The 21029-nt window shown below is 43.1% G+C and carries 18 protein-coding genes and 9 tRNA genes; 9 read left to right on the plus strand and 18 right to left on the minus strand.

What is annotated here, in order from left to right; genetic code table 11:
• Position 1: 1 nt before the first annotated feature.
• From hflK to tsaE, 7 genes are all read right to left on the minus strand, one after another.
• A complete protein-coding gene (gene hflK, locus VRUMOI_RS10870; RefSeq protein ID WP_089139119.1) occupies positions 2-1192 on the minus strand; it encodes an FtsH protease activity modulator HflK in 1191 nt (396 codons plus the stop codon).
• A gap of 58 nt (positions 1193-1250) precedes the next feature.
• Positions 1251-2558: a ribosome rescue GTPase HflX gene (gene hflX / locus VRUMOI_RS10875; RefSeq protein ID WP_089139120.1), complete on the minus strand. Its 1308-nt coding sequence runs from the start codon at positions 2556-2558 to the stop codon at positions 1251-1253.
• Positions 2559-2605: 47 nt separating this feature from the next.
• The gene (gene hfq, locus VRUMOI_RS10880; protein WP_089139121.1) at positions 2606-2881 is read right to left on the minus strand and encodes an RNA chaperone Hfq; all 276 of its coding nucleotides are present in this window, start codon (positions 2879-2881) and stop codon (positions 2606-2608) included.
• A gap of 319 nt (positions 2882-3200) precedes the next feature.
• Positions 3201-4142, minus strand: a complete 942-nt coding sequence (gene miaA, locus VRUMOI_RS10885) for a tRNA (adenosine(37)-N6)-dimethylallyltransferase MiaA (protein WP_089139122.1) — start codon at positions 4140-4142, stop codon at positions 3201-3203.
• Positions 4139-6076, minus strand: coding sequence for a DNA mismatch repair endonuclease MutL (mutL, locus tag VRUMOI_RS10890; protein ID WP_089139123.1), 1938 nt, complete (start codon positions 6074-6076; stop codon positions 4139-4141). The genes miaA and mutL overlap by 4 nt, the downstream gene beginning before the upstream one ends.
• A 42-nt stretch (positions 6077-6118) precedes the next feature.
• Complete coding sequence (locus VRUMOI_RS10895) at positions 6119-7810, minus strand: LysM peptidoglycan-binding domain-containing protein (protein WP_089139146.1); 1692 nt, start codon at positions 7808-7810, stop codon at positions 6119-6121.
• Positions 7811-7842: 32 nt separating this feature from the next.
• Positions 7843-8319, minus strand: a complete 477-nt coding sequence (gene tsaE, locus VRUMOI_RS10900; RefSeq protein WP_089139124.1) for a tRNA (adenosine(37)-N6)-threonylcarbamoyltransferase complex ATPase subunit type 1 TsaE — start codon at positions 8317-8319, stop codon at positions 7843-7845.
• 270 nt (positions 8320-8589) lie between these two features.
• On the opposite strand from tsaE, the gene queG reads away from it, so the two are divergent.
• Complete coding sequence (gene queG / locus VRUMOI_RS10905) at positions 8590-9720, plus strand: tRNA epoxyqueuosine(34) reductase QueG (protein WP_089139147.1); 1131 nt, start codon at positions 8590-8592, stop codon at positions 9718-9720.
• 539 nt (positions 9721-10259) lie between these two features.
• Here queG and VRUMOI_RS10910 read toward each other — a convergent pair.
• The 10 genes from VRUMOI_RS10910 to orn all read right to left on the minus strand — a co-directional run bounded on the left by VRUMOI_RS10910 (position 10260) and on the right by orn (position 12104).
• Positions 10260-10335 (minus strand) — tRNA-Gly (locus VRUMOI_RS10910).
• A gap of 34 nt (positions 10336-10369) precedes the next feature.
• Positions 10370-10446: transfer RNA gene (locus VRUMOI_RS10915), tRNA-Met, on the minus strand.
• 65 nt (positions 10447-10511) lie between these two features.
• Positions 10512-10587 (minus strand) — tRNA-Gly (locus tag VRUMOI_RS10920).
• Positions 10588-10622: 35 nt separating this feature from the next.
• Positions 10623-10699: transfer RNA gene (locus tag VRUMOI_RS10925), tRNA-Met, on the minus strand.
• Positions 10700-10764: 65 nt separating this feature from the next.
• Positions 10765-10840, minus strand: a tRNA-Gly gene (locus VRUMOI_RS10930).
• A gap of 35 nt (positions 10841-10875) precedes the next feature.
• Positions 10876-10952 (minus strand) — tRNA-Met (locus VRUMOI_RS10935).
• Positions 10953-11017: 65 nt separating this feature from the next.
• A tRNA-Gly gene (locus VRUMOI_RS10940) sits at positions 11018-11093 on the minus strand.
• 35 nt (positions 11094-11128) lie between these two features.
• A tRNA-Met gene (locus tag VRUMOI_RS10945) sits at positions 11129-11205 on the minus strand.
• Positions 11206-11270: 65 nt separating this feature from the next.
• A tRNA-Gly gene (locus VRUMOI_RS10950) sits at positions 11271-11346 on the minus strand.
• Between the two features lie 203 nt (positions 11347-11549).
• Positions 11550-12104 carry an oligoribonuclease gene (gene orn, locus VRUMOI_RS10955; RefSeq protein ID WP_089139125.1) on the minus strand — a complete coding sequence of 185 codons (555 nt, stop codon included), beginning with the start codon at positions 12102-12104 and terminating at the stop codon, positions 11550-11552.
• A 109-nt stretch (positions 12105-12213) separates the two neighbouring features.
• On the opposite strand from orn, the gene rsgA reads away from it, so the two are divergent.
• The 4 genes from rsgA to VRUMOI_RS10975 all read left to right on the plus strand — a co-directional run bounded on the left by rsgA (position 12214) and on the right by VRUMOI_RS10975 (position 16068).
• Positions 12214-13266 (plus strand): small ribosomal subunit biogenesis GTPase RsgA, encoded by a 1053-nt coding sequence (gene rsgA, locus VRUMOI_RS10960; RefSeq protein ID WP_089139126.1) that lies wholly within the window; start codon positions 12214-12216, stop codon positions 13264-13266.
• A 119-nt stretch (positions 13267-13385) separates the two neighbouring features.
• Positions 13386-14291: an archaetidylserine decarboxylase gene (asd, locus tag VRUMOI_RS10965; RefSeq protein ID WP_089139148.1), complete on the plus strand. Its 906-nt coding sequence runs from the start codon at positions 13386-13388 to the stop codon at positions 14289-14291.
• A gap of 133 nt (positions 14292-14424) precedes the next feature.
• Positions 14425-15135 carry a glycerophosphodiester phosphodiesterase gene (locus VRUMOI_RS10970; protein ID WP_089139127.1) on the plus strand — a complete coding sequence of 237 codons (711 nt, stop codon included), beginning with the start codon at positions 14425-14427 and terminating at the stop codon, positions 15133-15135.
• A 39-nt stretch (positions 15136-15174) separates the two neighbouring features.
• A complete protein-coding gene (locus VRUMOI_RS10975) occupies positions 15175-16068 on the plus strand; it encodes a DMT family transporter (protein ID WP_089139128.1) in 894 nt (297 codons plus the stop codon).
• 18 nt (positions 16069-16086) lie between these two features.
• On the opposite strand, the gene epmA is transcribed toward VRUMOI_RS10975, so the two are convergent.
• Complete coding sequence (gene epmA / locus VRUMOI_RS10980) at positions 16087-17055, minus strand: elongation factor P--(R)-beta-lysine ligase (protein WP_089139149.1); 969 nt, start codon at positions 17053-17055, stop codon at positions 16087-16089.
• A gap of 344 nt (positions 17056-17399) precedes the next feature.
• On the opposite strand from epmA, the gene frdA reads away from it, so the two are divergent.
• Genes frdA through frdD form a run of 4 tightly spaced genes read left to right on the plus strand, consistent with a single transcriptional unit; the run spans position 17400 to position 20724 of the window.
• Complete coding sequence (frdA, locus tag VRUMOI_RS10985) at positions 17400-19217, plus strand: fumarate reductase (quinol) flavoprotein subunit (RefSeq protein WP_089139129.1); 1818 nt, start codon at positions 17400-17402, stop codon at positions 19215-19217.
• A 2-nt stretch (positions 19218-19219) separates the two neighbouring features.
• Complete coding sequence (locus tag VRUMOI_RS10990; protein WP_089139130.1) at positions 19220-19966, plus strand: succinate dehydrogenase/fumarate reductase iron-sulfur subunit; 747 nt, start codon at positions 19220-19222, stop codon at positions 19964-19966.
• Between the two features lies 1 nt (position 19967).
• Entirely contained in the window at positions 19968-20351 is a 384-nt protein-coding gene (frdC, locus tag VRUMOI_RS10995; RefSeq protein ID WP_089139131.1) for a fumarate reductase subunit FrdC, read from the plus strand.
• A gap of 10 nt (positions 20352-20361) precedes the next feature.
• Positions 20362-20724 carry a fumarate reductase subunit FrdD gene (gene frdD / locus VRUMOI_RS11000; protein WP_089139132.1) on the plus strand — a complete coding sequence of 121 codons (363 nt, stop codon included), beginning with the start codon at positions 20362-20364 and terminating at the stop codon, positions 20722-20724.
• The last annotated feature ends 305 nt before the right edge of the window (positions 20725-21029 follow it).

Below are 21029 nucleotides of genomic sequence, written 5' to 3' on the forward strand. Positions count from 1 at the left end.
CTTAGAATCTCCCTTGACGTGCAGATGTTGAGTTCGTACCTGAATCTTGAGATTCACTGCTATTTTTCTGATCCAACTGAATACCATCGTAAGTTGGTTGCGATTTATCTTTCGCACGATTTGTCGCACTATTCTTTTGTGATTCAGAAATTAACTTATCAATTGGCAGATATAACATATTGCCTGATGAGTCAGAATCAATCAGCACTTTAGAGCTATGAGAATAAATCTTCTCCATTGAATCGAGATACAAACGGTCACGAGTCACTTTTGGTGCTGCATTATATTCAGGTAGCAGTTTTTCAAACTGAGCAACTTGACCTAATGCTTCATTCACTGTGCGCTCGGTATAACCTTGTGCTTCTTTCTTCAAGCGTTCTGCTCGACCCGTTGCTTTCGGTAAAATTTCATTTTTATATGCTTCAGCTTCACGAATGAAACGCTCTTCATCTTCTCGTGCTGCAATCGCATCATCAAATGCATCTTTTACTTGCTCAGGTGGACGTGACGATTGGAAGTTAACATCAATAACCGTTAAGCCCATATCGTATTTATCAATGATTTGATTCAAGGTTTTTTCGGTTTCTTGACGAATTGCCTGGCGGCCACTAGTCAAAATACTGTCCATTAATGAATCACCAATCACGGCACGTAATGCAGAATCCGTCGCTTGACGTAAACTGTCATCCGCATTGGTTACACGGTATAAATATTTATACGGGTCAGATACACGATATTGCACGCCCATTTCAACCGTTACAACATTCTCATCTTTCGTCAGCATCAAACCAGATGCACGTAAAGAGCGAATCGCTTGTACGTTTACTGGGGTCACTTCATCGATAAAGCGAGGACGCCAGTTTAGACCAGGATCCACAATGCGTTCATATTTACCTAAGCGTAAAACCACACCGCGCTCGGCTTCACCGATAGTGTAGAAACCAGAGAACACCCAAATTAGGATAGCAATAATCGCAATCGCACCGAAGCCCATTGCACTGCCACCACTAAAAGAAGGACCTTTGCCGCCTTTTTTACCAAACTTTCCACCTAGCTTTTGACTCAGTTTATTAAAAACCTCATCTAAATCAGGTGGACCTTGTTCACGACCACCACGATTATTATTCTTACCCCAAGGGTCATTATCGCGGCCGTTATTGTCGTTATTATTTCCAGGCTCATTCCACGCCATTAGAAAGCTCCATCGTATAGATATGACGTTATACCAATCTGTATCATCATGATTGATATCATACTGTAGCAGTGATGTCTGTGACGATAAAGTCACTCATTACTGCCCCTTCTCTTTTCGCTAATCTTAACCAATCAACTTGTTGCATTCGAATATCAATCAGCAAATTGCCTTGTTCATCATAGTCTTCCGCTTGAATTGCATTCAATTGGAAGAATAAACTGCGAATTCGCCCTTGATGCATGGGAGGAATACACAGCTGGTATTGAACAATTTGACTTGCTAATCGCTCAGTCAGCGCAGTAAATAGCAAATCAATGCCTTGCCCTTCCATCGCCGAAACCCAGACAGTACGAGGATTACCTTCATCATCTCGTTCAATTCTTGGCTTCTGACCGTCCATGCTATCAATTTTGTTCATCACTAATAGTGACGGAACTTCATGAGCGTCGATCTCTTCAAGAACTTCATTTACCGCATGGATATTCTCACGAAAACGGTCATCACTTGCATCCACAACATGTAACAAAATGTCTGCTTCTTGTGTTTCTTGCAATGTGGCTTTAAATGCGGCGACGAGATCATGAGGAAGATGGCGGATAAAACCAACGGTGTCGGCTAAAATTGCGCCCCCCACATCCTCTAACTCTATTTTTCGTAGTGTTGGATCAAGAGTCGCAAATAATTGGTCAGCGGCATACACTCCGGCTTCAGTAATACAGTTAAATAATGTGGATTTACCCGCATTGGTATAACCGACTAAAGAAATCGTTGGGATCTCAGCACGTTGACGGGCTTTACGCCCCTGTTCACGTTGTTTTGCCACTTTTGCCAAACGGCGCAAAATGGCCTTAATACGTTCACGTAAAAGACGTCTATCGGTCTCAAGCTGAGTTTCACCCGGCCCTCTTAAACCAATACCACCTTTTTGGCGCTCCAAGTGAGTCCAACCACGAATCAAACGAGTAGAAAGATGGCGTAACTGCGCTAACTCAACTTGCAGCTTACCTTCGTGAGTCCGTGCTCGTTGGGCAAAAATATCAAGAATTAACCCGGTACGGTCGAGCACTCGACATTGGCACAAATACTCCAAGTTTCTCTCTTGTGCTGGGCTTAAGGCATGATTGAAAATGACAATTTCTGCCCCGACAGCTTTAACAGTATCTGCGATTTCTTGTGCTTTACCGGTTCCGACATAGTATTTCGTGTGCGGAGATTGGCGGCTACCTGTTACAACTTGTAGCGATGTGACGCCAGCGGAAGATACCAGCATTTCAAATTCACTGAGATCTTCCCACTCACCTTCTTGTGTGAAGTTGATATGAACAAGTACAGCCTGCTCACCGGCTTCATAACGGTCAAACAAGCAGCCCGCTCCTTAGTTGTTGTTGATTGTTCAAAATTAAATAAATATTAATCTTCAGAATTCTCTTGTTGAGGGCGTTCCGTACGCTCACCTTGTGGGCGTTCTGGTGCATGGTGGCTTACCGCGCGAGCCGGAACAACCGTTGATATCGCATGCTTATAAACCATTTGGTTTACCGTGTTCTTCAATAGGATCACAAATTGATCAAATGACTCAATTTGACCTTGTAGTTTAATGCCATTCACGAGATAGATTGATACTGGGATACGCTCGCGACGTAATGCATTTAAGAACGGGTCTTGTAAAGATTGCCCCTTAGCCATTTTTATATTCCTTATATTTGTTGTTTATTTTATTTTTAGCTAACTTTCTCTTTTTACTAGGCGCCAAAGTGACCCTAAAGTAGAAAATCAAAAGTACTTATACAAAAAGCAGTGCTAATTCTTATCTTTTTAGCCATTTCTCAGCAAAAATAATAAGTAATGCATCAACGAATGAATTCATCCGACTGCTAAAGGTTCTTTTATATCAACGATTTCACCCTTGAAGTCGTCACTTAATATAAAACACTTACAGTATATACCCAAACTTGATCAAGATGCTCGGATCAATCGGTATTTCCTAACATTCTATTACACCATTCTAAGTATGCGAATTGGCATCAATATCACTCGAAATGGTTTTTACGGCTGCGTCGATATCTTCACTATCTAACCAAGTAAGGTCATTCCAACTACGTAACCAGGTAATTTGTCTTTTCGCCAATTGACGTGTGGCGCATACACCGCGAAAGATGGCGTCATCCAATGTACCATTGCCATCTAAATATTCCCACACTTGTCGATACCCTACACAACGAATAGAGGGTAGATCAAGATGAAGATCACCTCTAGCGCGTAATGCTTGCACTTCTTCTTCAAAACCTTCTGCCATCATTTTTTCAAAACGTAATTCAATACGGCGATGTAATTCCGATCGCTCCTTCGGCATAATCGCAAACTGTTTCACCTGATAAGGCAATGCCTCACCTTTTTGTTCAGTCAATTCAGTTAAGGTTTTTCCCGAAATACGAAACACTTCTAATGCACGAGATAAACGCTGTGGATCATTCGGATGAATGCGCTTAGCGGAAACAGGATCTATTTCACTCAATTGTTGATGCAGGACATCCCAGCCTTTTTGTTTCGCTTCTTGCTCAATTTGTTGACGAATTTCAGGATCCGCTGCCGGTAATGGTGATAAGCCTTCAAGCAAGGCTTTGTAGTACAGCATTGTTCCACCAACTAATAACGGTATCTTGCCTTGCGAGACAATCTCATCCATTTGTTGTAAAGCATCTCGCCTAAAATCAGCAGCGGAATAAGCCTCGCTAGGATCGAGAATATCAATCAATCGATGAGGAGCGAGTGCTAATTCTTCAGCGTTAGGCTTCGCAGTACCAATATCCATGCCTTTATAAATTAATGCAGAATCGACACTAATGATCTCGATGGGGTATTTTTGCCTTAATCGAATGGCTAACTCTGTCTTCCCCGATGCGGTTGGGCCCATTAAAAATAAAGCCAGTGGTAATGATTGTTTCATGATTGCAGCGCCGCTATTGATTCAGAAAAGTTCACAGGTTGAATCCAATTGTATTGATTATAAGGCAAATGGTGCCCCCAAATTTGTTCGAGTTCAGCAACTAACTGAATCGCTTCAGAAAGTTTGTAATGTGATTTTGATACTACAATTTTGCTTGTTATCCACTGAACGATCAAGGTCAGATTGCCCGGTTGTTGGCTAGCTAATTCAGCCAGTAAACTCGGTATCAATTGTTGTAAGTTTTGCTGACGTAAAGGTTGTGGCACCCCCATGACCATTACGCTACTTTTCCCTTTCGCGATTAGTTCAATCCCCAACTGTAATAATAGGTTCTGATACGTGGCTAATATTTCAATGTCTCTTCCTGACATTGGAATATTCAAAGGGATCAATAAAGGTTGAGATTTGAGGGACCCTCCTTCTTCCAGACTCAATTGCCCTTGCACACGCAGCGCTTCTGCTTTGTTTAAATCGACTAAATGACAGCAATCCGCACCTTGCATCAATAAATATACATCTTGGATCACCGCTAGCGCTTTACCTAACTCCGTCACATGAACATCTGGATGATCATGCTTTAGCTTAGCGACCTCAGAAGATTGCTCTTCGTTGGTGGTACGATTGTGGTGATCAGACCCCTTTTCAACATCGTGTCCCATATCGCGATTTTCAGGAATACTTGATAAAGGCTCAAATAAAGCTCGATAGGCGTCCGTTTGCTTCTTCTGTACCACGGATGATGGGCGTGATGTTGGGTAAGAGCCTCGAGTATGACTCGATGGAGATCGAGAAGAATCCCATATTTGAGTACTATTCGTTGAACTTACTTGCTCTGGCTGATGCGTTGGTGCTGAGTCTTGAATCGAATAATCGCTAGTATCTCTCATTTGCTCGGTTGCATATGCCGATTTAGACACCGACGGTTTCACCAACTCAATACTCTGAGCCAACGCATCACTTAGCGCCTGATAAATAAAGTCATGCACTAAACGGGCTTGATGAAAACGAACCTCATGTTTAGCAGGGTGCACGTTCACATCCACCTGATGTGGGTCGACTTCAATAAACAGTACATAAGTCGCAAATTGCTCTGGCCTCAATGCCGTTTCATAGCTCTGACGAATGGCATGATTAATTAATTTATCACGCATCATTCGGCCATTAACATAACAATATTGAAGATCGCTTTGACTACGAGCGCCTTCCGGCGTAGTGAGCCATCCTTTAAGTTTCAAGTCATCATGTTCAAGCTTAATAGCAACAGCATGTTCCATAAAACTATTGCCACACACTGCGGCGACTCGTTTCTCAATTTGAATTTCGGTTTTTGCTGCACGATATTGTCGGATCACTTTGCCGTTGTGGCGTAAAGTAATCGACACTGAAAAACAACTCAAAGCAATGCGTTTAAGTAATTCATCAATATGAGAAAACTCTGTCTTTTCAGTACGTAAGAATTTACGGCGAGCGGGCGTATTGAAGAATAAATCAATCACTTCTACTGTAGTGCCAACCGGATGAGCCGCTGGCGTAAGCTGAACCGCCATATCTCTCCCTTCGGCATAAGCGGCCCAAGCTTCAGCTTGAGTTGCTGTGCGAGAGGTTAAGGTTAGACGAGAAACCGAACTAATACTGGCAAGTGCTTCACCACGAAAACCGAGACTCAGAATGGCTTCCAAATCATCGAGAGTATGAATTTTTGAGGTCGCATGACGGCTTAAAGCTAAACCTAATTCATCTTTTTCAATACCGGATCCATTATCTCGAACCCGAATAAGTTTACTGCCACCTTTTTCAATATCGACATCAATTCTCGTCGCGCCAGAGTCAATGCTATTTTCAACTAACTCTTTTACGACCGATGCAGGGCGCTCAACCACTTCACCAGCGGCTATCTGGTTGGCTAAACGAGCGGGTAAAATTTTTATTGCCATAACGCTACTGCACCATTTAACCGATTAAAATTAAGAGCGGGGTTACGATTGAGGTATGGTCAACTTCTGGCCTACCGCTAAACTATCTGATCTTAGATTATTGGCTTTACGAATATCAGAGATACTAACGCCATACTGATCGGCAATTTTCCCTAAAAAGTCGCCACTTTTCACTTGATAAGTCGTTGCTTTGATCGGCACCGTGATTTGCAGTTTTTGCCCTACTTTTAATGTATTAGAACGTAGGTTGTTTTGCTGCTTGATACTATTAACAGAAACCGAATACTGCTGGGCAATCTTCCCTAAATAGTCGCCATTTTTAACAACATGTGTAACCACCTTGCCATTCGACACCGAGTTTCCGCGAGAAGCTGATGAGCCACTACTATTAGATGTGGTACTTGGAGAACTGACTTTCAACTCCTGCCCCACAAATAATGTCGAACTCTTTAGATTATTCCACTTCATAATATTGGAAGTTGTCGTGCCATAATTTTGTGCAATGACAGAAATTGATTCACCACTTTTGACTTTATGAGTCGAACCCGATGGGTGATTCACGACAATCATCCCCTCTGGTGGATTTGCTCTAAAATACTCAACCACAGCATTTGAAATAGCACCCGCTAATTGATTTTGGTGATAATTCTGTACTAATAGTTTTTCTTCTTGTGGATTCGAAATAAATCCGGTTTCCACTAATATGGAAGGAATATCTGGAGACTTTAATACTGCAAGACTGGCATACACTGGCTTAGATGTGTGCATGCGAGTGACTTGTCTCAATTCATGAATGACTTTTAACGCTAATTTATTACCCTCGGTTTGAGAATGACTAAACTGTAAATCTAGGACGGTTTGACTAACGTTTTTATCATTAATATTCTTCGATAATAAAATACCACCGCCACCAAGCAATTCAGATTGCTCTTCTTTTTTTACAACCCAACGACCGATCTCTGTGTTAGCACGACGAGTACTTAAAACAAACACAGAGGCACCACGCGGCCCTGCAGTGGTGTAACTATCCGCATGAATTGAAACCAGCAATAAGGCTTTATTTTTACGAGCGATTTCAGAACGTTTATTCAGATTAACGTAATAGTCTCCGGTACGAGTTAAAACGGCATGAATGTTGGACGTTGCATTTAATTTCGCAGCCACTTTTTTAGCAATGGCGAGCGTGACATGTTTTTCGTACTTACGGGTTGGTCCAATAGAGCCCGGGTCCTCACCACCATGGCCAGGGTCAATCGCCACCACAATTTTTGAAGGCGGGATTGCTCGTGTTGTCACCACAGGTTTCGACGATTTTTCTTTTACGTTGGTAGTCGCGTTAACGGACGCTGTCGTCGCATTATCTTCATGCTTGAAATCCACAACTAAACGGTGACCATATTGCCCATCGGCGGTTGGCGCAAGCGCAAAAATGTCCGGCTTTTGCCCTGACTTCAATTCAAATACTAAACGATAACTTGAAGGCTCTGCTGGACTACTACGACGAATTTTAGTCAGCACAGGACTGTCTTTAATCACAACCGGTAATGTGGTTTTTAGTTGTGTTTGTTTTAAATCCAGGACTAAGCGATCTGGGCCGCTCAAGGTAAAATAACTAAATTTAGCTTCACTTCCCATATCCATCACAACTCGTGTGTCATGGGGAGAAGGCCAAACTCGAATACTATTTAAAGAGTTAGCATTGGCGCTCGACAATGCACCAAGCCATAAAATCATGAGCAGACATAGCGCTCGAAAATAAGAATGCTTCAACACAACTCCAACTTATTTACTAAAGATTGCCCATATTCGTTGTTTGCAGTAATGACAACTTGACGTTGTACATCTACATAACGTAATTCAATATCAAGATCGGCTAATGGAAGCAGACCTTGACCTTTCTCTGGCCATTCAACTAAACAAATAGCATCAGGGGTAAAATAGTCTCGGATCCCCATAAATTCGAGCTCTTCGGGATCCGCAAGACGGTATAAATCAAAATGATAAACCTGCCAATGATCTAACTGATAAGGTTCAACCAAAGTATAAGTTGGACTTTTGACATTCCCATCATGCCCCAATGCTCGAATGAACCCACGGCTAAACGTTGTTTTTCCTGCGCCAAGATCACCATGCAAATAAATGGTCGTTTGCTGAGAGCATAACTTCGCAAGTTGTGTTCCAAGTGCGATAGTCGCAGATTCATCAATTAAAAGCGCTTGTTTTACCGTCTGCTTGGTTGTCATAGAGTTGAGTCATCCGTAAAAAGAAATGGCATATAGCAGTTTATAATCTCATCAATAAAAATAGTAAACTGACTGAGCCTGGCGAGGCAAGGCTCAAGTCTTCTATTATTCTACATATTGCCGTTAAATTCTAAACAAAGTGTCAAAAAGAAATAGAAACCAAGTCAAAATTACGTTATCTGGTGAATAGAGATCGTAGATCCTACTGAATCAGATTCCTAACTCATGCTAGAATTCATCTATAAACCTTACCGAAATAGCCCGCCTAACATGAACTATCAAGAACTTGCGAATAAAATCAAACAATGGGGTCAAGAACTCGGCTTTCAAAAAGTAGGCATCACAGATGTCGATCTTTCTGAACATGAGGTTCAGTTACAGCGCTGGCTTGATGCAGGCTACCATGGTTCGATGGATTGGATGGCTCGGCATGGAATGATGCGAGCTCGGCCTCAAGAACTTCACCCAGGTACTATACGTGTGATTAGTGTCCGTATGGATTACCTTCCTCCTGAAGCACAGTTTGCTTCAAATCTATCGGATCCCACTCAAGCTTATATTAGTCGTTACTCATTAGGTCGCGACTACCATAAATTGATCCGCAACCAGTTAAAAAAACTAGGCCAACGAATTGAAGAAGAAGTGGGCGAATACGGTTATCGACCTTTTGTCGACTCAGCGCCAATTTTAGAGCGTCCCCTCGCACAAAAAGCGGGATTAGGTTGGGCGGGGAAACACTCTCTTATCCTAGATAAGGAAGCGGGATCATGGTTTTTTCTCGGTGAGCTATTAGTCGATATTCCATTACCGATTGATGAGCCTCAAACAAATCAATGTGGGCAGTGTCGCGCCTGTATGACATCTTGCCCGACTGGCGCTATTGTTGACGAAGGCGTGATTGATGCCCGCCTATGTATATCCTATCTCACCATTGAATTAGATGGTGTCATTCCAGAAGAGCTTCGCTCAAAGATAGGCAACCGAATTTATGGTTGTGATGACTGCCAGTTAGTCTGTCCTTGGAACCGAGCTGCCGATGTCACAAACGAACCGAGTTTTCATAGACGTGACATCTTCAATGATGCTGACCTCATCAAGCTATTCCAGTGGAACGAACTTCAATTTTTAAAAAATATGGAGGGCTCTGCTATTCGCCGTATCGGTCATATTCAATGGTTACGTAATATTTCCGTAGCCTTAGGCAATGCACCTTATGAGCCCGCGGTATCTGAAGCATTAAAAGCTCGCCTAGGATTGGACAATAATTTAGACATCCACATTAAATGGGCGCTCAAAGAGCAAAAGAAAAAACGGGATGATATTGCTCTCAATACAGCACGAAATGCTAAGTTAGAAAGGCTAGTCAGAATTATAGGAAAAGGGTTACCAAGGGATGCCTAGTGATACTTATCCCAAAAAAAATTGAAATGTGGAAAAAGTGACAAATGGAAGTGCGTGACAGGGCGTAACAAAAAGTTAAGCACATTCAAAAGAAATGATAAAGATCAAGTAAAAACCACATAAAGATCCTTATTAAGCACTGTTTTTTCATACAGTAAAATAAAATTAACCAATACAAACAACAACTTACATAAAATTCAAGTTATCTGTGATTTAAGTCCACTTTAGATGATCTATTTTAAATTGATTTATATCCGTTTAAAAAACAACTTACACACCAAGTTATCCACAAAATAACTTCTGTGGATAACTTGGTGTGTAAGTTGTTTTTAGCTCAATGATATGTTCTCAGGCAGGGAAAAGCTTAAGATGTTATCTCTTACGAATTGAACTTGGAAATATAAACTGTAGCAAGCAAAGAGCAGAAATCCAGATAAACCAGATTTATTATTGAGCAGTAACATCAATCACTGAATTATAAAGAATAAAAAACGATCTCCAAAGAGATCGTTTTTTATTGGCTTCTTATTTAAAAGAAGTGGAGCGACACACGAGGTTCGAACTCGTGACCTCAACCTTGGCAAGGTTGCGCTCTACCAGCTGAGCTAGTGTCGCATAATAAATCGCTAAGCAGCAATTCATCTTAATGTGGTTGCGGGAGCAGGATTTGAACCTACGACCTTCGGGTTATGAGCCCGACGAGCTACCAAGCTGCTCCATCCCGCGTCCGGATGTCATTGTTAAGTACAATGAGAACTTTACTTTCACAATCCCTTTCCTAAGAAAGAAATTGGAGCGACACACGAGGTTCGAACTCGTGACCTCAACCTTGGCAAGGTTGCGCTCTACCAGCTGAGCTAGTGTCGCATAATAAATCGCTAAAACAGCAATTCATCTTAATGTGGTTGCGGGAGCAGGATTTGAACCTACGACCTTCGGGTTATGAGCCCGACGAGCTACCAAGCTGCTCCATCCCGCGTCCGGATGTCATTGTTAAGTACAATGAGAACTTTACTTTCACAATCCCTTTCCTAAGAAAGAAATTGGAGCGACACACGAGGTTCGAACTCGTGACCTCAACCTTGGCAAGGTTGCGCTCTACCAGCTGAGCTAGTGTCGCATAATAAATCGCTAAAACAGCAATTCATCTTAATGTGGTTGCGGGAGCAGGATTTGAACCTACGACCTTCGGGTTATGAGCCCGACGAGCTACCAAGCTGCTCCATCCCGCGTCCGGATGTCATTGTTAAGTACAATGAGAACTTTACTTTCACAACCCCTTTCCTAAGAAAGAAATTGGAGCGACACACGAGGTTCGAACTCGTGACCTCAACCTTGGCAAGGTTGCGCTCTACCAGCTGAGCTAGTGTCGCATAACAAATCGCTAAAACAGCAATTCATCTTAATGTGGTTGCGGGAGCAGGATTTGAACCTACGACCTTCGGGTTATGAGCCCGACGAGCTACCAAGCTGCTCCATCCCGCGTCCGGATGTCATTGTTAAGTACAATGAGAACTTTACTTTCACAACCCCTTTCCTAAGAAAGAAATTGGAGCGACACACGAGGTTCGAACTCGTGACCTCAACCTTGGCAAGGTTGCGCTCTACCAGCTGAGCTAGTGTCGCTTTGCATTTCTCATGGTAATAAACTTTACACTTCGAGAAATGTGACCCTGAACGTCTTTCGTTGTTCAGGGCTGCGAATTATAAGAGCATTTTTTTTTGATGCAAGTACTACTTTCAAAAAAACGTAAATATCTATCTGATCGATTGAAAATAAATCAATTTGCTTTTTATAACCGCACATTTTGGCAAGTTGTTAAAATTTATTAAATTTTAAACACTCTCGAACGGTAATATTGTAACTCAGCTATCGATTCTCGAATATCATCAAGCGCTAAGTGACTACCTGATTTTGAAAATCCATCTAAAACTTCTGGCTGCCAACGACGGGTCAACTCTTTAATGGTGCTGACATCGACATAACGGTAATGAAAATACTCTTCGAGCTTCGGCATATGTTTATATAAAAAACGGCGATCTTGACCAATACTATTACCACAAATTGGCGATTTACCTTTTGGCACCCATTTTTCTAAAAACTCAACTGTTTGGGCAACGGCTTCATCTTCAGAAATGGTACTCTCTTGAACACGTTTAACTAAACCGCTATTGGTATGAGTATTAGTACACCAGTCATCCATCTTAGAAAGTTCTGACTCTGGTTGATGAATCGCCAGTACAGGCCCTTCAGCAAGAATATTCAACTCGCTATCAGTCACGATGGAAGCTATTTCAATGATTTTGTGTGTTTCAGGATCAAGTCCTGTCATTTCCAAGTCGACCCAAATTAAGTTTTGGTCACTGAAAGACGCATTTGACATAGATCTTTGCCTTTTTTATTCAGAAAAGAGGTATCATACTCTGCTTATATAGAAAGCCAAACACACTGTATGTGAATTTAGAGTATCCAATAGGGAATAAGTATAACCTGTGGCAAAAAAGAAAAAACTCACTAAAGGCCAAGTTCGCCGAGTTCGAACCAATCAAAAAAAACGCCTGACTCAAGAAGATCCCCTTCAATGGGATGAAAACATGTTGGGCAGTATGCAAAAAGGCTTAGTGATCTCACGTTTTGGTCAACATGCTGATATCGAAGACCTTGAAACAGGTGATATTCAACGCTGTAATTTACGCCGCGGAATTGAAAGCCTGGTATCTGGTGATCGCGTTATCTGGCGTCCAGGTCTTGAATCAATGGCAGGCATCTCTGGTGTGGTTGAAGCGGTTGAACCGCGCAGTTCGGTACTTGTCCGCCCTGACTACTATGATGGGGTGAAACCGGTAGCTTCTAACGTCAACCAAATGGTGATCGTATCGTCAGTTCTACCTGAATTGTCATTGAATATTATTGATCGTTATTTGATCGCCGCCGAAACACTCAAAATCGCACCATTAATTGTGTTAAACAAAACAGATTTAATTCCTCAAGGCGAAGAACAGCAATATCGTCAAGCCTTGAGTCACTATCAAAAAATTGGCTATGATGTACTCTTTGTTAGTCGAGAGACGGAAGATGGATTAGCGGAATTACAAGAAGCACTTAAAGATCGTTTAAGTATTTTTGTAGGCCAATCAGGCGTAGGAAAATCGAGTTTAGTCAATGCGTTAATGCCTGAAGTTAAGGTATTAGAAGGCGATGTCTCTGAAAACTCTGGTTTAGGTCAGCACACCACCACGACGGCTCGCTTATATCATTTCCCTAAAGGCGGTGATCTCATCGACTCTCCAGGGGTACGAGAGTTTGGTTTGTGGCACTTAGAACCAGAAGAAGTGACACAAGCGTTTATTGAATTTCGCCCTTACCTTGGCGGCTGTAAGTTCCGTGATTGTAAACACAATGACGATCCAGGCTGCTTACTACGCGAAGCGGTTGAGAAAAACGATATTCCTCGTGTTCGCTTTGAAAACTATCACCGCATCATTGAAAGCATGACAGAAAACAAAGCCAATCGACAATTCTCAAAAAATAAGAAAGATCTATAAACGGTAACCTTAAAATACAACGCTCATGCAAAAGCTGACAATGAGCGTTCTTTTAAGTAAAATCGGCTACCCTTTTCGTAACTCAAACGAAATGTTCAACAAAAACGGATATTCACGTGATAGATAAAATTAAAGTGACTCTGCAATACTGGATCCCACAACACGGCTTAACTCGCCTGATGGGGAAATTGGCCTCAGCCAAAATGGGCAGCCTCACTACCGCCGTCATTCGCTGGTTCATCAAGCAATATAACGTCAATATGGACGATGCTGTCCATTCCGATCCGGCCTACTTTAATAGCTTTAACGAATTTTTTGTTCGTGAATTAAAAGACGGCATTCGTCCGATTGCGGAAGGTAACAGTGTGATCACTCACCCTGCAGATGCTCGTACTAGCCAATTTGGTCCAATTGAAAATGGTCGCTTAATCCAAGCAAAAGGTCATGACTTCTCCGCTCAAGAGCTACTCGGTGGCGATGCAAAATTAGCCGAAGAATTTATCGATGGTGAGTTTGCGACGCTATATTTATCACCAAGTGATTATCACCGCGTTCACATGCCTTGTGATGGCACATTACGTCAAATGATTTATGTTCCTGGCGACCTGTTCTCAGTGAACCCTCTGACGGCGGCGAATGTTCCAAATCTATTTGCTCGTAACGAGCGTGTGGTGTGTATTTTCGACACTGAATTTGGTCCAATGGCGCAAGTTCTCGTAGGTGCAACCATTGTCGGTAGTATCGAAGTTATCTGGGGCGGTACGATTACCCCACCAACCGGCTCTTCCGTGCATCGTTGGAACTATGAAACCACCGGTGATAAAGCGATTCACATCAAAAAAGGCGAAGAAATGGGGCGCTTTAAGCTAGGTTCAACCGTGATTAACCTATTTGCCAAAGATCAGATTCGCTTCGATTCAACCATGGCAGAAGGTGAAAAAACTGTATTAGGTACGCCTTACGCTCATGCATTAAATCACGATTCTAAAGCTTCCGTTGATACCCCATCGATCGAGCAAGAATAAGCGTATCCATTAAAATTGAAATATCAGGGCAGCCATCATTTGGTTGCCCTTTTTTATGCTAATTTACTAGCCAATCACTTCTAAAATATTTTACTATGGCCGCTTAATTCTAGGCTTAAAGGCTACCTCCATTATGTTGATCATTGCTCACCGTGGTGCTCGCTCTACTCACCCAGAAAACACATTAACGGCAATACAAGCCGCGATGGACATGGGATGCAAAGCGATTGAAATAGACGTGCACGAACATGATGGGCAGTTTTGGGTCATTCATGACAAGTGGCTCAACCGCACCACCGATCATATTGGCAAACTGCATTGGATGAGCAGCGAAAAGCTCAAAAAAGTGATAGTTGAGAAAACCGAACCTTTACCGACGCTATTGGATGTATTGAAGCTCGTAAAAGGCCAATGCGCACTCAATATTGAACTCAAAGGCGTCCAACACCTCGACTTACTTTATCTCCATCTGCAATTTGCGACTAAGCAGTGTCAGTTCGGTATCAATCAATTGATCATCTCATCGTTTAATCATGATTGGTTACACCAAATTAAGCAGGATCAACCACAATGGTTGATTGGCGCACTTACCGCTTCCAAAGGCATAGATAAATCCTCTTTTGCTAAAAGCCTAGGTGCCTCTAGCATAAATCTGGATATTGATGTGGTTGATGAAGATTATGTGCAACATGCAAAATCACTTGGTTTACAAGTCTATGTTTATACCGTTAATCGCCTTGAAGACTGGCAATGGTTGGATGAAATAGGAGTGGATGGCGTATTCTGTGATTGTCCAAGTGACGCGATGGCTTTATATCCTCAACCCACAACCTTTCATTGGTAAGCTCCTCATCAAAAGACGTTCAAGGAAGAATGATTAACCATGACTTATGAATGGTTTGCTCTCGCTGCGGCAGCATTGTGGGCAGTATCCAGCTTACTCTCCGCCACTCCTGCTCGCCATTTAGGCTCCTTTGCCTATAGTCGCTGGAGAATGGGCTGTACTGCAGTGATGCTCACTGGTATTGCTTGGCTAGCCGGGGGCTGGGACAGTGTCGACGTAAGCCATATTATTCCAATGGCGTTATCCGGTCTTATCGGTATTTTCATTGGTGATACCGCGCTCTTTGCTTGCATGAACAGAATGGGGCCACGCCAAGCTGGGCTTCTGTTTTCTTGTCATGCGGTACTTTCTGCCATACTCGGTTATTGGCTATTCAATGAAACCCTTGAAGGCCTTGAATTATTCGGCGCTATTCTGGTGTTTTCTGGGGTATTGATTGCAATCATGTTTGGCCGAAAACAAACCAATCGACATACATGGGAAATCGTTCAAGGTAAGTTATCGATCGCGGTTGCTTTAGGATTATTAGCAGCATTTTGCCAAGCGATGGGCGGTATTATTGCCAAACCAGTCATGCAGACTTCCGTTGACCCAATCGCCGCTTCTGCGATTAGGATGATCAGCGCCTTTATTGCTCATTCGGCTCTACGCCTTAGCGGTGCGAGAATCGCTAAACCTTTACAGAATATAAATATAAAAATATTACTCATCACAGCCAGCAACGGCTTTTTGGCTATGGTGCTTGGAATGACGTTTATTTTATATGCCCTACAGAAGGGTAATGTGGGTATGGTCGCCATCTTATCGTCAACAACCCCCATTATGATCTTGCCGATTCTATGGTTATACACAAAACAGCGCCCTTCAGCTTTCGCTTGGATTGGAGCGCTGCTTGCGGTGATCGGTACTTGGCTAGTCGTCAATATTTCCTAATGACAACAGCGGGCAGTATTAAGCCCTAGGAAAGGGAAATGCAGTAACCTGATCAATATGATCCGCACCGATCGCTAACATAATCAAGCGATCAATACCAAGAGCGACGCCTGCACATGCCGGTAATCCTGCCTCTAAGGCTGCAATCAAATGATGATCAATCGGTTGTGCTTGTAGCCCCATTTCGACGCGCTGCTGATTATCTTGTTCAAATCGAGCAAGCTGCTCTTTAGCGTCATCCAACTCATGAAACCCATTCGCTAATTCGATACCTTTAAAGTACACTTCAAAGCGATCCGCGACCCTAGGATCTTCTTGATTAATTCTGGCTAATGCCGCCTGTGACGCTGGAAAGTCGTACACCATTACAGGTACCTTCTGACCAATATGAGGCTCAATACCAATACTAAATAGCAACTGTAGTAAAGTATCACGATTGCTTTCCGCTTCAGCAATATCCGACAAGCCTAATGTGCTCGCAGCGTCCTTCAATTGCCTTAACGTTGACTCTAAAGGGCAAACACCTAATACACGTAGAAAGGCTTGCTGGTAGGTGATTTTGTCGCAAGATTCGCAACTTAGCACTTGCTGCAACAATTCATCCATTTCCGCCATCAAGTCATGATGATCAAATCCCGTACGATACCATTCCAACATCGTAAACTCAGGGTTGTGATAACGGCCATTTTCTTCATTTCGAAACGCTTTATTGATTTGGTAGATTGAACCACTACCCGCCGCCAGTAAGCGCTTCATATGAAACTCTGGACTGGTCATTAAAAATACGCTTTTTCCTGACGCATATTCCGGCCCAATAAACTCGGTTTTAAAGGTGTGTAAATGTACGTCGGTCACGGTGGCATGACTCATGGCTGGCGTATCGACTTCTAAAACCTGCCTTTCAGCAAAGAATTGGCGAATAGATGTAATGATCGAAGCGCGTTGCTTTAATTGAAAAATAGAACAAGAAGGTTGCCAAGACTGCATAAGAAACTCGAAACAAGGGAAAGAGCGCTCAAGTTTAATTAAAGTGATAACGATAACCAAGCCCTACCTTAGTTTGTCTAAAAACAACAATATAAACACGGGCAAAGAAGTGTGAATATCCCCTCTTATTGGTCACTTTCTCCTTAACGAACCGCTCTGTTCAGAATAACTCCCTATCAACTACTACTTTAGAGGAATAAAGTTGCCCATTTACCCCTGTGAGATCAATTTATTTTTGACCATTATTTCCTACACTTATCTCTCACAAAATATATAACTACTATTTTTCCAATCGTGCTCGTGAAACAAAGCTCTTATGGGCACACCTACTCTGGAGGATAACTGTGAAAGTCATAACCACAGATATCGCAGTCATCGGCGCTGGCGGCGCTGGTTTACGTACTGCAATTGCGGCAGCAGAAGCAAACCCTGAACTTGAAGTAGCTTTAATTTCAAAAGTTTACCCAATGCGTTCTCACACGGTTGCTGCCGAAGGCGGTTCAGCGGCAGTTATCAAGGAAGAAGACAGCTTAGATAATCACTTCAACGATACCGTTGGTGGTGGTGACTGGCTATGTGAACAGGATGTTGTTGAATACTTCGTAGCAAACTCAACCCGCGAAATGATCCAAATGGAACAATGGGGTTGCCCGTGGAGTCGTAAAGAAAATGGCGATGTTAACGTTCGTCGTTTTGGTGGCATGAAAATCGAACGTACTTGGTTTGCGGCCGATAAAACCGGCTTCCACATGCTGCACACTCTTTTCCAAACCTCTATCAAATATTCAAACATCAAACGTTTTGATGAGTACTTCGTGGTCGACCTATTAGTTGACGGCGAAGGCGATGAGAAAGAAGCACAAGGTATCGTTGCGATTCACATGTCTGAAGGTGAACTCGTTGCGATCAAAGCAAAATCTGTCGTACTGGCGACCGGTGGTGCAGGTCGTGTTTATAACACCAACACTAACGGCGGTATCGTAACCGGCGATGGCATGGCAATGGCTTACCGTCACGGCGTACCACTACGTGATATGGAATTCGTGCAATACCACCCAACCGGCCTACCAGGCACGGGTATCTTGATGACCGAAGGTTGTCGTGGTGAAGGCGGTATCATCGTCAACAAAAATGGCTACCGTTACTTGCAAGATTACGGCATGGGCCCTGAAACACCAGTTGGCGAGCCGAAGAACAAATACATGGAACTGGGTCCTCGTGACAAAGTTTCTCAAGCGTTCTGGCATGAGCAACAAAAAGGCAACACCATCAAGCACCCACTAGGTGATGTAGTGCATCTTGATCTTCGCCACCTAGGTGAAGAGTATCTACAAGAACGTCTACCGTTTATCTGTGAGCTAGCGAAAGCTTACGTGAACGTTGACCCTGCAAAAGAACCAATTCCAATTCGCCCAACCGTTCACTACACCATGGGTGGTATTGAAACTAACGGTCAATGTGAAACTCGCATTAAAGGTTTATTCGCGGTTGGTGAATGTGCGTCTGTTGGTCTGCACGGTGCTAACCGTCTAGGTTCAAACTCACTGGCAGAATTTGTGGTATTTGGTCGCGTTGCAGGTGAACACGCAGCTGAACGTGCTAAAGAATTCAAAGGCTGGAATGAAGACAACATCAAACGTCAAATTGGCGATGTCGAATCTCGCATTCAAGCGCTATTGGACAATGATGGCACTGAAAGTTGGTCTGATATCCGTACTGAAATGGGTCACACCATGGAAGCCGGTTGCGGTATCTACCGTAAAGAAGATTTAATGCAAACCACGATTGATAAACTGACTGAGCTGAAAGAGCGCTACAAAAAAGTCGGCATTAAAGATAAAGGCAAAGTATTCAACACTGACCTGCTTTACGCTATCGAAGTGGGCTACGGCTTAGAAGTGGCAGAAGCCATGGCACAATCTGCAATTCGTCGTAAAGAGTCTCGCGGTGCACACCAACGTTTAGACGAAGGTTGTACCACTCGTGACGATGAGAACTTCTTGAAGCACACGCTATCTTTCTACCAAGAAGATGCCGCGCCAGTGATTGATTACAGCCCAGTGAAGATCACTAAGTCTCAACCGAAAGCACGCTTATACGGTGCAGCGGCTGATGAAGCTGCCGCAAAAGAAGCCGCTGAACAACAAGCGCAGGAGAAATAATCATGTCTGCGACTCAAACAAGAATTCAGAAAGTTAATATTCTGCGTTATAACCCAGAAACCGATAACGAACCGTACTTACAAACGTTCGACGTGCCTTGTGATGACACTACTTCCATCCTAGATGCGATTGGCTACATCAAAGATCACCTCGACAAAAATCTGTCTTACCGTTGGTCTTGCCGTATGGCAATCTGTGGTTCATGCGGCATCATGGTCGATAACGTACCAATGCTCGCGTGCAAAAGCTTTATGCGTAACTACCCAAATGGCGTAACCATTGAACCTTTGGCTAACTTCCCTATCGAGAAAGATCTTATCGTTGATATGACACCTTTCATCGAACGTTTGGAAGCGATCAAACCATACATCATTGGTAACGATCGTAAACCAGAAGACGGCACCAACAAGCAAACCCCTGAGCAAATGGCGAAATACAAACAATTCGCTGGCTGTATCAACTGTGGTCTTTGCTACGCGGCGTGTCCTCAATTTGGTTTAAACCCTGAGTTCATCGGCCCTGCTGCATTAACATTGGCTCACCGTTACAACTTAGATACTCGTGACAATGGTAAAGCAGAACGTATGAAGCTTATCAACAGTGACAATGGCGCTTGGGGTTGTACTTTTGTCGGTTACTGCTCAAAAGTATGTCCAAAACACGTCGACCCTGCTGCAGCGGTAAACCAAGGGAAAGTGGAATCTTCAATGGATTTCGTGATCTCTATGTTCAAATCTGAGGAGATCTAGAATGAGCAATCGTAAGCCTTACGTTCGTCCTATGAATCGTACTTGGTGGAGCAAGCATCCGTTCTACCGTTTTTACATGGTACGTGAAGCGACGGTACTGCCGTTAATTCTCTTTACCTTGTTCATGCTTTGTGGCCTAGCAAGCTTAGTGAAAGGCCCTGTGGCTTGGATGGAGTGGCAACACTTTATGCAAAACCCATTGGTGATCGCGATTAACATCGTGGCTTTAGCCGGTAGCTTATTCCATGCGGCCACCTTCTTTAGCATGATGCCACAGGTGATGCCAATTAAAGTCGCTGGCAAAAAAGTAGAGCCGAAAATGATTATTGCCGCACAATGGGGCGCAGTTGCTGTGATTTCATTGATTGTATTGGCATTGGTGTAGGAGAGAAGAAATGATTAATCCAAACCCAAGACGTTCCGATGAGCCAATCTGGTGGTCATTATTTGGTGCTGGCGGTACATGGTTTGCCATGATCACACCAGTAACGGTTTTAGTACTGGGTATCTTGATGCCATTAGGCGTATTTGATGCCGGTACGTTTAACTTTGTTCGCGTTCATGCCTTTGCAAGTAGCATTATTGGTGGCCTATTTATTATCGCCTCAATTGCACTACCAATGTGGCATGCTATGCACCGTGTTCACCACGGCATGCACGACCTAAAGTTCCACACCGGGATCCTAGGTAAAATTGCTTGTTACGCAGCGGCCGCGATTGTCTCTGTTCTAGCGATTGCTTATATTTTCTTACTATAAGAAATCTTCGTAACAAAATGAAAAGCCGGCATTTTTGCTGGCTTTTTTTGTTTTAGGAATGAGATTTCAGTGCTCGTAGCTCGGAAGCCTAAAGCCGTACAAAACTCGGAACTCGGTCGCTACTCGTTGCTAGGAAAAGATAAAAGCGTAGAAGAGCCGAGAAGCTAAAAGAGATTGTTGCGTGTAGAAAACTATAAATCGCAGCTCATATTAGCAACAAGTTCTGAGCTTTTTGCTGCTACTCGAAACGAAATGCTCTCGCCACTCGCAACATTTTTCCATCCCAATAAAAATGGGCCACTGAT

Source organism: Vibrio rumoiensis (assembly GCF_002218045.2).
Classification (GTDB): domain Bacteria; phylum Pseudomonadota; class Gammaproteobacteria; order Enterobacterales; family Vibrionaceae; genus Vibrio; species Vibrio rumoiensis.